The sequence below is a fragment of the Sporomusa sp. KB1 genome, assembly GCF_007830295.1.
Lineage (GTDB): Bacteria > Bacillota > Negativicutes > Sporomusales > Sporomusaceae > Sporomusa.
The window spans coordinates 2,126,101-2,141,675 of sequence record NZ_VLKC01000002.1 but is presented as its reverse complement, the minus strand read 5'-3'; the positions used below and the strand labels follow the sequence as shown (position 1 = coordinate 2,141,675).

Annotated in this window: 14 protein-coding genes and 1 pseudogene; all 15 read right to left on the bottom strand. The window is 44.1% G+C overall.

Going from position 1 to position 15,575, the window contains the following annotated elements; all coding sequences use genetic code 11:
* Positions 1-566, bottom strand: a 566-nt coding sequence (locus SALPA_RS13550; RefSeq protein WP_145101966.1) for a methyltransferase cognate corrinoid protein, incomplete at its 3' end; no start/stop codon positions are given.
* 106 nt (positions 567-672) lie between these two features.
* The gene (locus tag SALPA_RS13545) at positions 673-1,338 is read right to left on the bottom strand and encodes a corrinoid protein (RefSeq protein ID WP_145094877.1); all 666 of its coding nucleotides are present in this window, start codon (positions 1,336-1,338) and stop codon (positions 673-675) included.
* Positions 1,339-1,372: 34 nt separating this feature from the next.
* Positions 1,373-3,043: an ASKHA domain-containing protein gene (locus SALPA_RS13540; protein WP_145094874.1), complete on the bottom strand. Its 1,671-nt coding sequence runs from the start codon at positions 3,041-3,043 to the stop codon at positions 1,373-1,375.
* A gap of 2 nt (positions 3,044-3,045) precedes the next feature.
* Positions 3,046-4,068, bottom strand: a complete 1,023-nt coding sequence (locus SALPA_RS13535) for a uroporphyrinogen decarboxylase family protein (RefSeq protein ID WP_145094871.1) — start codon at positions 4,066-4,068, stop codon at positions 3,046-3,048.
* Between the two features lie 39 nt (positions 4,069-4,107).
* On the bottom strand, positions 4,108-4,761 hold the full coding sequence (locus SALPA_RS13530; protein ID WP_145094869.1) for a corrinoid protein: 654 nt from the start codon (positions 4,759-4,761) through the stop codon (positions 4,108-4,110).
* Between the two features lie 38 nt (positions 4,762-4,799).
* Entirely contained in the window at positions 4,800-5,831 is a 1,032-nt protein-coding gene (locus SALPA_RS13525) for a uroporphyrinogen decarboxylase family protein (protein WP_186451065.1), read from the bottom strand.
* Between the two features lie 477 nt (positions 5,832-6,308).
* A complete protein-coding gene (locus SALPA_RS13520) occupies positions 6,309-6,800 on the bottom strand; it encodes a helix-turn-helix domain-containing protein (protein WP_145094863.1) in 492 nt (163 codons plus the stop codon).
* Positions 6,801-6,894: 94 nt separating this feature from the next.
* Positions 6,895-7,257: a pyrrolysine--tRNA(Pyl) ligase small subunit gene (gene pylSn, locus SALPA_RS13515; protein ID WP_145094860.1), complete on the bottom strand. Its 363-nt coding sequence runs from the start codon at positions 7,255-7,257 to the stop codon at positions 6,895-6,897.
* Positions 7,258-7,277: 20 nt separating this feature from the next.
* Positions 7,278-8,093, bottom strand: coding sequence for a 3-methylornithyl-N6-L-lysine dehydrogenase PylD (gene pylD / locus SALPA_RS13510; RefSeq protein WP_145094857.1), 816 nt, complete (start codon positions 8,091-8,093; stop codon positions 7,278-7,280).
* Between the two features lie 19 nt (positions 8,094-8,112).
* Positions 8,113-9,291 (bottom strand): 3-methylornithine--L-lysine ligase PylC, encoded by a 1,179-nt coding sequence (gene pylC, locus SALPA_RS13505; RefSeq protein ID WP_145094854.1) that lies wholly within the window; start codon positions 9,289-9,291, stop codon positions 8,113-8,115.
* The gene (gene pylB / locus SALPA_RS13500; protein WP_145094851.1) at positions 9,282-10,370 is read right to left on the bottom strand and encodes a methylornithine synthase PylB; all 1,089 of its coding nucleotides are present in this window, start codon (positions 10,368-10,370) and stop codon (positions 9,282-9,284) included. Before pylB ends, pylC begins: the two co-directional genes overlap by 10 nt.
* Before the next feature lie 28 nt (positions 10,371-10,398).
* The gene (gene pylSc / locus SALPA_RS13495; protein ID WP_145094848.1) at positions 10,399-11,235 is read right to left on the bottom strand and encodes a pyrrolysine--tRNA(Pyl) ligase large subunit; all 837 of its coding nucleotides are present in this window, start codon (positions 11,233-11,235) and stop codon (positions 10,399-10,401) included.
* 21 nt (positions 11,236-11,256) lie between these two features.
* Positions 11,257-12,129 (bottom strand): uroporphyrinogen decarboxylase family protein, encoded by an 873-nt coding sequence (locus tag SALPA_RS13490; protein WP_186451064.1) that lies wholly within the window; start codon positions 12,127-12,129, stop codon positions 11,257-11,259.
* A gap of 28 nt (positions 12,130-12,157) precedes the next feature.
* Positions 12,158-14,104, bottom strand: a complete 1,947-nt coding sequence (locus tag SALPA_RS13485) for an ASKHA domain-containing protein (protein WP_145094842.1) — start codon at positions 14,102-14,104, stop codon at positions 12,158-12,160.
* A gap of 289 nt (positions 14,105-14,393) precedes the next feature.
* A pseudogene (locus SALPA_RS31520) lies at positions 14,394-15,575 on the bottom strand (monomethylamine:corrinoid methyltransferase).

Below are 15,575 nucleotides of genomic sequence, written 5' to 3'. Positions count from 1 at the left end.
TCGGATACCGGCGCCCCGCCAAACATGCATTTGAACTGGTCCCGTATGCCTTCTTCTTTAAGCAGGCTCACGATGTCGCGTTGGGCCGGCATTGTCGTGGTCATTAGCGCGGCTCCGGCAATGATGTCTACTTTGTATTCCTTGGCTTTAGCTACTACTTCTTCTACAGCCACATCTCTTCCAAGGTCGATGACTTCAAAACCACTGGCTGACATCATAGTCTTAACAATATTTTTGCCAATATCATGAATGTCTCCCTGTACGGTATGCAACAGTACCTTCCCCTTGGATGACTTTGCTTTATCTTCCTCTGACATTGAACTTGTCAGGATGGCAACCGCTGCTTCAAACGCGTCTGCGGCTACTACGAGTTGAGGGACAAATACTTCCCCTTCATCAAACAGGTCACTCATGGTCTGCATCCCAGCTGCCAGTCCATCATTGATCGCTGTTATGGGATCAATCCCCGCGGCTAGCGCTTCTTTTGCTGCTTCTTCCGCCATTTCTGTTTCCAGTTCTTCTACCGCTGTTTTCAGCTTCTCTAATATCTTTTGCTTTTCTTCCATTGGTTCCACCTCCCCATTTTTCCATTCCAAGTGAAAAGTTTTCACTTTATACCAGTATCTTGCATCTATTTGAAAACTCTTTGGAATAGCTCTGGAAATAGCCTTGCTATCCTTTTGCCCGCTTTTCAGCCATTAGCACTCTGGCTACTTCAATGGCTGCCGAAGCACTTTCAGCATATCCATCGGCACCTATACGCGTTACCCATTCAGAAGATACAGGTGCACCGCCAAAAATAATCTTAAATTGCTGGCGAATACCCTCTTCCTGTAAGCATGTAATAAGTTCTCGTTGTGCAGGCATGGTGGTTGTCATCAAGGCCGCACCCACGATAATATCTACCTGAAATTCCTGCGCTTTAGTAACAACTACCGCTACCGGCACATCTCTGCCTAAATCAAATACTTCGAAGCCACTTGCCGACAACATTGTTTTTACTATATTTTTGCCAATATCATGAATATCTCCCTGCACGGTATGAATGAGCACTTTTCCCTGAAAAGACTGGTTCCTGGCCTCCGACGGCATAGATTCTGTCAAAATAGCAACACCTGTTTCAAAGGCTTCGGCAGCTACCAGAAGATGTGGAACAAACACTTCCCCTTCATCGAAAAGATCACTGACAGTCTTCATGCCAACCGCCAATCCCTCATTGATTGCTACAACAGGATCAAGGCCACTCGCTACTGCTTCCTTAGCTGCTTTTTCAGCTAAAGAAGTTTCCATTTCTTCAACCGCTCTTCTGAGTTTTTCTAAAATTTTGCGTCGGCTCATATGTACGCCTCCGTCGGGTTAATCTCTCAATGTTTTAAAAGCCAAGACAAGCTACAAAGACTTTATCGAAATCATCACGATTAGCAAGCTCAACCACTTCAATATCGCCTACTAATTCTTCCATTTCTTTACGATAGGCAACATTCAGCAAGAATGCCCGCCCGCCCGACTTTGATGTATTACCGATAAAATCGATTTTACCCTCAAACACGCTTGGCAATAGGCCAATATTAATCAGACTCTTGGCTCTAAGATGATAGCCAAAGGACCCGGCAATAAGCACCTTATCCACTTGTTCTGCCTTAACCTCGTTACTCTTTAGCAAAAACTCTATCCCTGACCGGACAGCACCTTTTGCCAATTGCACTTGGCGGACGTCCTTTTGCGTAAGAAATACGTCATCGGCGATTTTAAAAACCAGCTTGCCATCCTGCTTTACCAGCCTTTGCTTTAATTCTGGTTTTACATCAGCCGCTTCCGGCGAAACAAACTTGCCATTTTTTCCAATTACATGATTAGCTACCAGTTCACCGATAATATCTAAAAGCCCGCTGCCACAAATACCAATCGGTTTTGCCTCACCAATCGTCTTAACAACAACACCGCCATCTTCTTCAATGTCAAAGATTTCTATCGCACCTTTTGCCGCTCGCATACCATGCGTAATATTCATACCTTCAAAGGCAGGACCCGCTGCGGTTGATGCTGATGAAAGTTTTCCATTGGTAGCAATAACCATTTCCCCATTGGTGCCAATGTCCACAAACAGAGTGACACCCCTTCGGTCTTGTAACCTTGACGCCAATACACCTGATGTAATATCCGGACCTACATACGAGGAGATAATCGGCGGCAGATAAACTAAACCGAAGCTGCTAATATTGAGATTATGCTCAAAAGCACTGATATGGCTGCCTCCCCGTATCTGGGGATCATACGGATATTTACCTAATGAATAGGGGTTAACATTAGCCGCCAAATGAATCATACAGGTATTGCCACTGAAAATAACTTCATATATGTTTTCTTGCTTGATGCCAGCTTCCTTGACAAGCTCCAAAATCATCCGGTTAATTTCTTTAATAATGTCACCGTACATAGTCTTTAAGCCCTGTTCATCAGAAGCAAATTTTATCCTTGACAGCACATCCTGCGCTTGCAAGCTTTGCGGATTCAGCGCTGAAACAGAAGCAAGCTCATCGCCTGTACCAATGTCTACAAGTGACGCAACTACGGTAGTCGTGCCTATATCCACTACTACACCAAAATTCAATGCTGCGGTGTCACCTGACTCTTCTCCTATAACCTTGCCGCCCGCATACACGATTGTCTTGGCGCTGCCATCATACTCTTTTTTTATAAAGCTATCGATTTCAATAGCAAAGCTTTCACCATGATCTAGAATTTTTAAGGTTTTATTTTGGTTTTTGGAAACAACCTCTACATCAATGTCTCCCATAACCTTTGCCTGACAAGCCAGCGTAAAGCCTTCTGCTATCTCATCTTGGGAAAGATGATGTTCGCCATCTTGAATCAGACAATCAAACTGCTTGGGATTAACCCGTACTTTACACTTGCCGCACGTACCAACAGCATTACAAGGAGACTCAATCATTACGTCAACCGTGCGTGCCGCCTCCAGAATTGTAGTACCAGTTTCTACTTCTGCAGTTACACCTTTTCCAATAAAATTGATCCTAACCATAATTAGTTCCCCTTTACCGTCTGTGTCATAGAAACAATGTTTTTAAGCGGGGTAGCCGTACCAAGACCACAGGCTGGCGCAATGATATTTATTCCATCGTTGATAAGCCTTTCTGCATGCCGGACAACCGTCTTTTCTTCCCCGAGCTCCAACAAAAATGTGCTCAAATTCCCCATGGTAGTCAGTCCTGGATACTCTTCTTTAAGTGTTTTTAAATTAACCATCGCATCAGTACTGATGGCATCTGACTTGATTTCAGCCACATGAGCCTTAACAGCATTTACATTGCCGCAGATGTGGACAATAACATGGGTATTCATGGCGTGAATGGCCTCAACCACTTTGTTAATATTCCTTACAGCAAAATCATTAAATATTTTAGGACCCAAAATCTCTCCGGTCGCGGTCGGATCGGCTATCGATATAAGCGTAGCACCATTATCAATCATTAATTTTGCCAGCTCAATCAAATGATTGCTCACATAATCGACGACCTTATGAGCGTTAGCCGGATCTTTCCTTAGCTCTCTTAAAAATCGCATCGGATCAACAATTGACGCCGCTGTGCTGATCGGGCCGGTCAGGTTGCCAATTACAGGAACATCCGGATACTTTTGCGCCAATGCATAGGTTGCCTGGATGATCGTATTGACACGTGCATTCTTTCCCATAGCACTACTATCTTTAAACTCCACCATAGAAACCGATGGAAAGACTTCTTTTTCAATCTTTGGTTCACATTTAAGCGTGCCATAGTTAATTTCACTGCCCAACACTTCCGCTTCCACTGTCATGCAAAATGGTATGCCGAAATTTTCGAAGCCAGTGTTTTCATGCACATCATGAGCTAATTCGGCCATCAATGTTGCATCATGATGACCTGCCGGCAACGTATGACCAGTCTTATTCATAACATCCACTATTGCTGAATTCATCATGCCACCAGGACAAATAACAGGTGGTCGTTCTACTTCTTGTTTATTTAAAACTCTTAGCAGCCGCTCTTTCGGGCTAAATGCATCCACAAGAACCCCTCTTCTCTTTATAAGTTTTAACTATACAGCTTACCCTACGCTTAATAAATCTTTCGATAATTTTACAGCTTGTGCAGCATTGCTGGCATAGCCGTCTGCGCCAATTTTATCGGCAAAGCTTTGAGAAATTGGGGCACCACCTACGATTACCTTAAATTGGTCTCTTATATTTTCATTCTTTAGGATCTTGATTACTTCTCCCATGCCATCCATAGTTGTTGTCATCAGTGTGCCAATTGCAATCATCGCGGCCGCTTCCTCTTTAGCCTTATCAACAAAAGCCTGCGGCGTTACATCTCGTCCCAAGTCAATGAGTTCAAAACCAGATGTTTCCAACATAAGTTTGACTAAATTTTTGCCAATATCATGAGTATCACCCTCGACAACACCAATAACCACCTTTAATTTTTCCGCCTGTTCCTCAACCTTCAGATGTGGCTTTAGTACGTCTAGTCCGGCATTCATAGCATCAGAACACATCAATAGTTCTGGAACGAAATATTCTTCTTCCTCAAAAAGCTTGCCTGCTCTATACATCCCGTGGGCAAGGCCCTGATCAATTGCCTCAAACGCATCTACGCCATTTTCAATAACTTCCTTTGACAAGGCAGCTGCGAGTTCTTCCTCCATCTCTAACACCGCATCCGCTAATTTTGCAAAAAGCTCTTCCTTATTTACTGACATGATATATATCCCCCTTGTTTTCCTTATATTTTTTAAAATTACATCTTGTAGTTATGTGCAGTATCAACCATAGCTTTCAGGTTTTCAAGTGGTACACCAGGTGGTAGATCGCATCCTGGCATCATCAGATAACCGCCGTCAAGACCAGCTTTCTCTATACACTCACGGCAAGCAGCGGCAACGCCGACAGGTGTTGCGTCCTGCATAATGGCAACAGGGTCCATCTGCCCGGTAAATGCTATTTTTCCATGTAAAACTTCTCTTGCTTTAGCTAAATCCACTTTGTAATCAAGGGAAACCACATTAACCCCTATTTCCGGGATCAAATCCAAAAATTTAGTAATATCACCGCAAATATGGATCATTGTCCCGCTGACTTTATCAGCAATTCTGCCTCTTATTTTTGTGGCCGCCGGCATAGCAAACTCTATAAATTGTTTGCGGGCAATCATATCACCCGAAGCCGTAGGTTCAGCCATTGAAACAAACTCTGCGCCGGCATTTACGAATAGTTCCCAGTAACGGTAACAAAGTTCTGATGTAAACTCTAGCATGGCATGCACTGCTGGTTTGTCTTTTATCATAATACGCATTAAATTTTCAGTTCCTAATATCAGCCCAGCCAGTGTCAACGGTCCCCATTGACTATTGCCGATCATCGTCCGGTCACCGATATTCTTTACTAAAATTTTAGTTGTTTCCAGCATGGCCTGGATACCGGCATCATCCTTCAATTTATCCACATTGAGTTTATCAATATCAGCCGCTTTGGCAATCAAAGGCTCTGCAATGTCTGAGGCTGCACCGACTTTGTGGAAATTCGCTTTGCCGCCAATGGCCCGTATAGCCAGATTATTACAACCGGCTGCCGCCCACACAATGTCTGACCTTACTTCTTCATTCGTCGCGGCAATAATTTCTGCAGCCGCTTGTGGTGCCAGCTTAAACGAATCTCCGAGCGACATTCCCTTTCTGTTGAAAACCCACACACCCCCTGATAAGATGGTGACTGGAACTCTCGGCGTTTTTTCCAGCTTAATGGCCTTAATAAATATTTCTTTAGAATTCACCGCAATTGCCTCCCAATTAGTTTTTGTTATTCATTGGCGTAAAAAAATAAAAGGCATCTATTGAAGTTCTATTTGTATAATAGAACCCAATAAGCGCCTTTGCTTATCCAAGCTTTAATAATTAATCCAATAATTTTTTACCGTTATCACCGCCAAGAAATTTACCATTTTATCAACATAACAGCTCTTTAAATAACGGTAACTATTTATTTGTAACTTTATGATTTGTATTATAGCACCTTCATTTTATAAATGCAATACCTTTTATAATTATTTATTTTTCGTGAATTACCAAGGATTTTCCTCATTTTATCACCAATCCTATCAATTAATTTATTACCTTTAATTAATTATATTAAATTTAATTCATTGATCATACCATCAATAAATATAACGGTATCTATTTAATTGAATATAATTTCGGCATTCTAAAACAAGCAATAAAAAAGATGCGCTTATTAAATAATAAACACATCCCTACTCACGCTGTATTTTTGAAGGTTTAATATACAAACTATGCTTACTCGGTGGCATAACAATGGTCTTTCGATCAGCAGACTTTAATATTTGGCGAACAGTTTCAATAGAAATTGAACGTCCTATCTTTTCTTTGACAAGCTCGGTTAAATAAGACAACGTCCAATTTCGGGGTTCCTCCGGTTGACTGCAGGAAATTCGAATTATTTCCAGTCGTTCTTCTTCCGTAAAGGTGTCCGGCGCCCCACTTCTTTCTAAATCAAGAATTCCCTCAAGCCGCTTTTCCGCAAACCTATTCCGCCATTTACGGCACGTTTTTTCAGAAACATCCAATATTTTTGCAATTTCCGTACACTCTTTGCCTTCTGCCGCCAATAGAATAATCTTTGAACGAATATAAAGCCGTTTTTCCACTTTATGGCCTTTACTATTCTTTTCTAATTCTGTTCTTTCCGTCTCGGTTAGTTCAATTTTTACCGCTACCCTAGCCATACTATCAACCTCTCATTAGCTTGCCCTAAAAAACAACATCTGCCGCCAACCACCAGTAGTATAGTTTATGCATTTTTACTTGTCAAGCCTATTGCTACAAATTGCCCCCCCATTTTTGAGTCATCATTGTACTGGAATACTTCTCAATTTTCCATGCCGGTATTTTACAGGTTTTGCAGGCACTAACACACCACTTGTTGCGCAGCCATCTGGCAGCACGGCTGGTTCGGGAATTCCACACGACAAAGGTTTCATCGCAATGAGTAGTAATTTCGGCAATTTTACCAGTAATCTTGATTGTCTTGATACCATGCAGAGTCCCCGAGCGGGAAGGCCATAACTTCAGCTTCTCTACCAGCTTAAAAAAATCCACATTTTTTCTATAGTATTTTTTCTTTTTGTCAGTCTCATTTAGCGGAGATTCCTTAAGTAAAACAAACCCTTTATTTACAGCCATAGTAGTCACCTTCTATACGTTTAGTCAGCAAAAACAGTAAACAGCATGGTAGCCACACCAATTTCCAGGACATCATGAATTAATTTGCCTGAGAGTTTTTCCATACATTCTGAATGTAATCCCAAAGGTATACCCGGCGCGGCTACCATGCTGTCTACCGTAATATATTTGCCGGCAATTACGTCAACAGCAGGAGTTGCCTCTACCACCAGGTTGCATTCAGTCAAAGCGGCAGATAAGTCGGAAACCACTGTCACACCGTCGATGGTTTGTCGCAACGTCTCCGATTTTTCTATATCAATATCGTAAATTGAAACCTGCGCACCTTGCCGTGTTAAAAAAACAGCAGCACCTGCTCCTACCGGCCCGGCCCCGATTAGCAGTACTTTTTTCCCGACTAAGCCGCCGGCCATCAATGCCAGGGCTGCTGCATAGCCACGCCCTGTTGCTTCGCCATTATCAACCACCTTACCACCAGCAAGATGAATAGCCACAAAGTGGTCATCATCTGCAAGGAAAACCACTTGCGCTCCCCGCCGCACGGCTTCCGCCAGTCCCCCTACATCACTTTGGCTCGTAACGAAAGAACAAAAACCCAAAAACTCGATAATCTGTTGCACAGTTTGCGCAAAGCCGCCAATCACGCCTTGCCCGCAGGAAACAGGAATAACTCCAATTGGAACATTGTGCTTTCCAGCAAAGTCTGCCGGTTTTTTTCCCAAAGAATACGCGGCAATTTCCGCCAAACTTCTCCCCAGAATATGGCGTAGATGTTCATTATATTCATATAGTTTTTCACCAACAGTATCAATATCATCTTCACGAAGTCTCGTCATAGTCTCATCCCTTGCACAGCTAATATTTACCGGTATTAGGCAATAGCGGCGGCGTCAAATCCTGATATTGCTTAAGACCACAGGAATTCATTATATTCTTGATGACGGCCTTGCGACACTGTAAGGCCTGATCGCGATTCTCACCAGTTACCATTAAGGTGGCCACCCACTCTTGTTTATCCTTATGGTAATTGGTAATAGCCTCCTCTGCGCCAAAAAAATCAGTTTTTAAATGAAGCGGCCCAACATCCCCCATGATGTGTTCACCACATACCTCTACTTTGCCGCCACCCACCTTAATATGTTCATAAATTACACCCCGGGCAGCCATGGCAGTATATTCTTTTTCGTCCTTGCTATTGCCAAATCCTGTCCCAAGCACTTCTAGCACATTAATGCCAGTAGACTTAAAAACCGCAGTAAGCGTTTGGCTAGGCAGACGGGCATCAATTTCCAAAACCTTGAGTTTACCCTCATGCAAAATTACTTCTACATCCATAATGCCGTTTAACTGCAATTCCTTTGCGATTACAAGCGCACAATCAGCTAACTGCTGAATCTTTTCCGCGGCCAGTATTGCTGGCGCGAGCACCCGCTTACAATCATAGCCTGCATCCATTTCCAGCTCTGTGACTTGGAAAGTCCGGTAGTCATTATTAATCCCGGCAATCTCAATCGAGTAAGAGGGGCCTGCCAAAAATTCTTGTACTACCCATTCACCCTGTTTGTTGATTTTCTGCAGCAATTCGTTAAATTCACTAAGCGTCTGTACTTGATATACCCCTTTACTGCCACTTGCTCCGGAAGGTTTTACCGTAACCGGAAACTGGCAATCAGGCCATGGTTTCGGGGCCGGAATTCCTAATTTGGCAAATAATTTATCTGATTCCAGTTTGGAAGCTGATAACCTATAAGCCTGCTGGTCATAAAGGACCTTAACACCGGCTGCCTGTGCACATTCATATATAGCATCCAGAACAAGCTTGTTTTCCAGTGCGGGCACAATAAACTGCACCTCCCGCAGTACCTGGGCCAATTTATCTTTATTTAATAAATCAAATGACAAAAACCTGTCACACAGACCAACGGCTGGAGCCTCCGGATTTTTATCCACCAACAGGACATCCCACCCTGCCTTTTTGGCTAAATAGCACGCTTCAACCCCCTGCAACTTCCCACCCAGCACTGCTACCTGCATACGGCTTCCCCCTTACTATGGCCTCCCAGCTGATTTTCCATCCAGTCAACATATTCGGCAAGCGTGGCAGAAACAAGGCCACATTCAGCCAAAATGGGGGTTACTCCCGCTACTGTACGGTATCCTTCCGAGATATCCAGCGTACTTTGTGAAACACCCATCAAACCTGACTGTGGCGGGATGATAGAGGTTACAACATTCGCCCCGGCATCTAAACGCGCTTTTAAGCCGCTCACTCCTTCAACATCCAAGGAGGCCGGTATTAATTTATCTGGAAACAGCAGCCGCATAACCGCAATAATATTGATTTCACGGCAATTATCCGGAATAGCCGTATTGTAGAGCGGCGTTCCTCTTTGGGGCACAAAACTCATGGTACGGATTTGCGCCGCACCAAGTTCCTGCATCTTCACTAAGGAATGAGCTGTATCCTGCGCACAATCACCAACCCCAACAAGCAAGCCTTCTTCAACAAGCATACCGATGGCTTTGGCAAACACCTTGCTATTCCACCGTTTATCATAACACTGGTTAAGCCGCAGACTCTTAAATAATTGGCGATTATGCGTCTCCTGATAGCAAGCATACCAGTTGGCTCCAGCCTGCTTTAACTTAACCAGCATATCATTCGGGACAACTCCCGGCGAAATCATGACAGGCAAGCCTGTCTGTTGTTTGACCAGCCTGACAATTTCTATTAATTGCTCATTTCCCAAACCATTATTAGCAAGGAATCGAGGGTCTTCCCCCATTGTCAGGTCAATCAAATGAACGCCGGCTTCAGCCAATGCGCGTGCTATTTCCACGATCTCCTGTGTACTTTTGCGGTAGCGGACAGGTTCACCATTCGACTTACGATAAAAGCAAAAAGTACATTCATTGCGGCAATAGGTGGAAAAGTATACAAAACCATATAAAAATACCTTATTGGCAAACTGCCTTTGCCGCTGTATTCGCGCTGCCGCAAATAGCTGTTCCCGCTGCGCAGAATCAGTAAGCTGCAATAAATGAAAAATTTCTTGCTGTTTGAGCGGCATACCCTGTAAGGCTTTATCTACTATTGCACTAGTTTCTTTCATTAATACAGCCCCCGTCCGTAGTCCAAAATCAAATATTTAAGCGTACTCCATCCAAATAGGAAAGACTCTTGCCGACGCTGCGGACATTTCGTCCACCATCTTTAACCATTGCCAGACGTTCCAACCCGAAACCAATTCCTACCCAAGTGCAAGACATACCCCACTTCCCATCCAGAAAGTGTGGTCCCATGGCGGCTGATCCCAACTCCAAATCGCCCTGCATCACATCTATGGTATCGCCATATACCACCGACGAAGTCAGTTCCAGGCGGTATCCGGAAATACCCGCTGCCTGCATAACAATGTCAGCAAGCTCTCCAATTCTTTCGTGCCGTTGCTCTTCTGGCGTGCCCCACTCAACCAAATTCAGCATGGTAAATTCATTTAAATGATTATTCCCCTGTGATTCTTTCCTAAAGCAAGAACCGATTTCAAAAATCCGTACCGGCTTTTCCCATAAACGCACTAAATCCTTCGAAATATAATACAAATTAGGAGCGAGCATCGGCCGCAAACATCTCTTTTCATCAAGCCAAAACACCTGAGAAAAAAGGGCATGCTGATCATCAATTGTCATCTTTGCCAGCATACTTTTGGCCATAATAACCGGCGTAGTAACTTGCACAAAACTCTGAGCCGTCAGGGCTGAAACCAGTTGGCTTTCTATTTCACATAATGTCGGTCGTTTCTTTTCAGTCCGCAAGGTATTGAGCTTTTGCTTTCCCGCCTTCACCAAGCAAACCTCTTCTTTTTTAAATGCCTCGTCTCTTACTTTTTCGGTAGAAAAATATGGTTCAGCATAAACTGCAGCAGAATTCAACTCACTCAATCTTTTCTTTTGTACATCTGTCCAGGGAAAAGACATATTACCAGCCCCTCACGTTGCTTATATCAGTTCAAGCTGCCAAACAACCGGATTTTGCATATATACAGGCGTGCTTTTTAAACAATTATGTCCTACCATTTTTATCTTGTTTTCGGTTAATAACCGACAGATCATTTCCCCATAGGTCAGGCCACGCTCGACCACAACAGGCTTTACTTTGCAAAATCCGGTTTTGGCAAGCGAGCTGGACGTCCGGCCACATAAATGAATGATCACACCGTTAAGATGTTTTTCGATTCGTCTTAGTATGCTGCAGGAATTGTTGCCGCTTAATTGTGCATACATCCTGGGCCCGACTATCTCCAGCACTCCGGAGGGGTCGGCATAGGATATAATTTTGGCCCCCTTTTCGATACCAGCCAGGATATAGTTAACAACGTTGTCCTCAATAACTTGCAGGGTCTGTTCGATTAATTCACCATGCTTACTCAACCCTTTATATATCGCCATTTGGTCAATAAGCATCCCCAATATCGTAAATGGGCCCTCAACATTTAGAGCAACAGTATTGCCGCTTTTCTTTAATAGCGCAACCCCATGCAAGACTTCGCTAATTCTGCCGCGGTGAAAATCGATTTCCCCAATTTGTTTCAGCTGCTCAATACTGGTAAACTTATAGCCGCCAAATCTAGGCCCTATTTTATCATCCGGAATGGTTACGATGGCCCCTAACGCTTCCGCTTCTACCGTTACACAAAAGGGAACTTTGCACATACAGTCCTTATGCATTGCCATTTTTTGTTTAGCGACAGCCGCGATAGTATTTCTATCTGTATAGGCATCATAAAAATTTTTGCCGACCGAACGTACAAAAGACAGCGGTATTTCTTCCGGAATCTCACCTTTGCATATAAAATCAACCGGATAATCCATTGCGGCCACCCTCCTCTTGCTTATTTGGCTAAACCGGAATTGCAGTAAGTATCTGTTGAATATGGGGAAAAGCATCTTTCGCATGCGGGAAAAACATTGCATCATAGAAATTAGTTTGAAATTCACTCTCTGTTGCGGTCTCAACAGACTGGATAAAACTGGCTACCTGCTCGGCCTCCGCACGTTTATCCACATTCATTAATGCCAACTTGGCCCCTTCACCGGCCGCATTACCAACAGCAGTCACATTCTCTAAATCACAATCCGGAAACATGCCGATAACCAGTGCATTCTCTTTATTAATGTAATTACCAAAAGCTCCGGCCAGGATCACTTCATCTACTTTGTCTACGCCCTTTTTCTGCATAAGAATTTTTGCCCCAGCATACAGCGCGGCCTTAGCAAGCTGGACGGCACGTACATCTTTTTGCGTTATCGTAATATCTTGGCCAATTGCTGTATCCGGGGCCCAAGCCAACACATATTCAACCTTTCCATCTACGCCCTGACGCACTCTGGGCGATTCAATTTTTTTGTTAAAAGTACCATCAGAGCGAATAATACCGGCTTTAAACAATTCCGCAACAGCATCAATTATCCCTGATCCGCAGATACCTTTCGCAGCAGCTTGGGAAGATATACTGCCACACATACTTTCGCCAATCGTCTTCACTTCAGCTTCTTTAGTAAAGGCGTTTATCGCTACCCTTTCTATGGCACCCAGCGCGGCCCGCATCCCAAATTTAATTTGTGCCCCCTCCAGCGCCGGGCCGGTGGCACACGACGCTGACAGCATACCCTCTTTATTGCCAAAGTTGATCTCCCCATTTGTGCCAATGTCAATAACCAGCATCATTTTGTCTTGTTTGTATGGTTCTTCGGCAATAAGTACAGCTACATTATCAGCCCCCACAAACCCCGCTTCAATCGGCAAACAATGAACATAACCGCCTTTAGCAATTTCTATACCAAGCTCTTTGGCCTTAATATTACAAGAGCTACGAATAGCTGATGTAAACGGAACACTGCCTATATATTGGGGGTTTATATTCAAAACAAGGTGGTGCATTACCGTATTGAATACCAGCACCATTTCCAAAACCCTTTCCGGCTCAATTCTTACTGTCTTTGTCAGCCTTTGAACAAGTACATTTATATCCTCAATAATGATTTTGTTTAGTGTTGACAGACCGCCGTCATTCATCATGCAATAAGTTATACGGGATATTACATCATCGCCATACCGCACCTGACTATTAATTAAAGATTCCCGGGCTAGAATTGAACCTGTAGCAAGGTCGCATAGGTATGCAGCAATAGTTGTAGTTCCAATATCAATGGCAATACCATACAAACCTTCCTCTCCTTGCGGCTGCACAGCAATAATTTCCGAATCATTCCAAACCACGACATTGGCCTGCCAGCGATTTTGACGTAAGATGTCGGGAAGCTGCGTCAAGAGACTGTAATCGATGTCTATGTTTTTGTCAAACTGAATAAACCCACTGCCCAAGGCGTCTTTGATACGGCTAAAATCATCTCGATTATCCTCTAAAGTAGGCTTATTCAGTTTTACACTATATTGGGCTATTGCCGGTTTTAAAACAAAGGCCTTTTCCCGGCCGCTTTCCAAAATAATTTGTTTAGCCGCTCTACTTTGTTCCGGAACATAGATTAAGATATCTCCCTGTATTTTGGCACAACAAGCCAATCGATAATGATCAGTCAATTCTGCCTGGCTTAATAGCTTTCTCTCTTTTTCGGTTATTGGTGATACATTGGTTAGTCGCGAAGTTATCCCTAATGTTTCGAAGAAACCTTCTTCGACTTTGATCTTGCATTTGCCGCACATACCTGTTCCACCACAAGGCACTTCAATATCAACGCCTGCCTCCCTGGATATCTCAAGTAAACTCTTGCCTGCTAAAACAGTTCCACGCCAGCCTGCCGGTTGAAAAATCACATTATATCGCATAGCTTTTCTCTCCATCTATACAATGCGTTAATGATTTGCAGGCAGGTGGTGTATTACACCGCCTATCTGCACCTGCAATTTTTTACTGTGAAATATTTCAAAAAAAATAATTGGCGGAGAGTCCGGGAGTCGCACCCGGCTACACGAATTTAGAGTCCGCGCGATCTCTTCGATCCACCCTCCAGATAAAATCCATACCATTTTTAACCCAGGATAGTTTACTATTTATAATGTCAGAGAGGATTCCCGGCTCAAAGAGCACGGAATTCCTCTCTGGTGCTCTATCCCGTTACTTTTTCGTCCAATAATCCAGACCTAAATCAGTCAACACCTTAACGGCTTCCTCATATACATCCAGATATTCCTGTGTCGGCACCAATTTGGCTACATCATAACATTCTTCAAATGATTTGCCCTTCGGCGCTGTCTTATACTCTTTTTCATACATCGCCACCAGTTTGTCCAGCATTTCATTTACTTTTTCGGTCTCCAGGCCTGCTACCGCATGCGCAACTTCGGCCATCATTCTGGCTTCCATTCCGGTCGTGTAGTTGGTGGCTACCCCTTTGCTGGCTGCTACTCCTGACAGTATTTCCCGGCCGCTGGCCGTATCTGTCATCGCTTGCGCCGCTGTTTCCAACAGGCACATTACGGTACAGGGGCCTGCCACTGTATAGTATTGATTACCCAGCATTAAATTGGTGTTGGCTTCGATTGCCATGGCGGCGTGGCCTGCTACTGCCAGAGCCTCTCTGGCTGTAGTTATGCCCCAACGCACATGTACCGGACCGTCCAAATGCCAGGTTGCTTGCGTCATTACGAAGGAGTTTATGGTGGTTGCTACATCCACTATCGTGGTTTCTTCCAAGCCACCGGCATAGCCTCCGTAGATAGGCATCTGCTCACACATGATAATATTTCCGGCTAGTACATAATGAGCGGTGAAAACTAATGCACCTACATCAATTTTCAGCTCATTTAGCTGGGATACTTCATGGCTGTCAGATGGCCTCATTCCCCCAGGAAAATCTGCTGCTATTACTCCTGCGGGTGAAAGTGATGTTTCATTCCCCTAGAGCCCCATACCGGTTCGGCCGGCTCTGTCCTGAGCCGCTCGCACCATTATGGCTTCTGATTTTACAGCCGCTATTTCCCACGGGCTTTGCGGCACAGGGTCATGCCCTTTTATGGTTTGCAGAACTCCGTCAACTATGGTGTCTACTAATGGTTCCTGGGCATAGGATTGATGGATCGCCAGAAAGTGTTCCTCGGAACAGGGGGCTCCGGTTGGGCCGCCCTGGATCAGCGGCGGTCTTTTATCTTTATAGCTGCGGCAAGCGAGCTCTCGGGCTTGTTTGCCTTCGCCGTAGGTGACACGTTTAGGTGCCGCCTTGATTGAGGCCCATACTTCTTCTTCGGTGTATCTGATTATTTTATTGGTATCAATACAATAGACGCCGCATTCTACCAG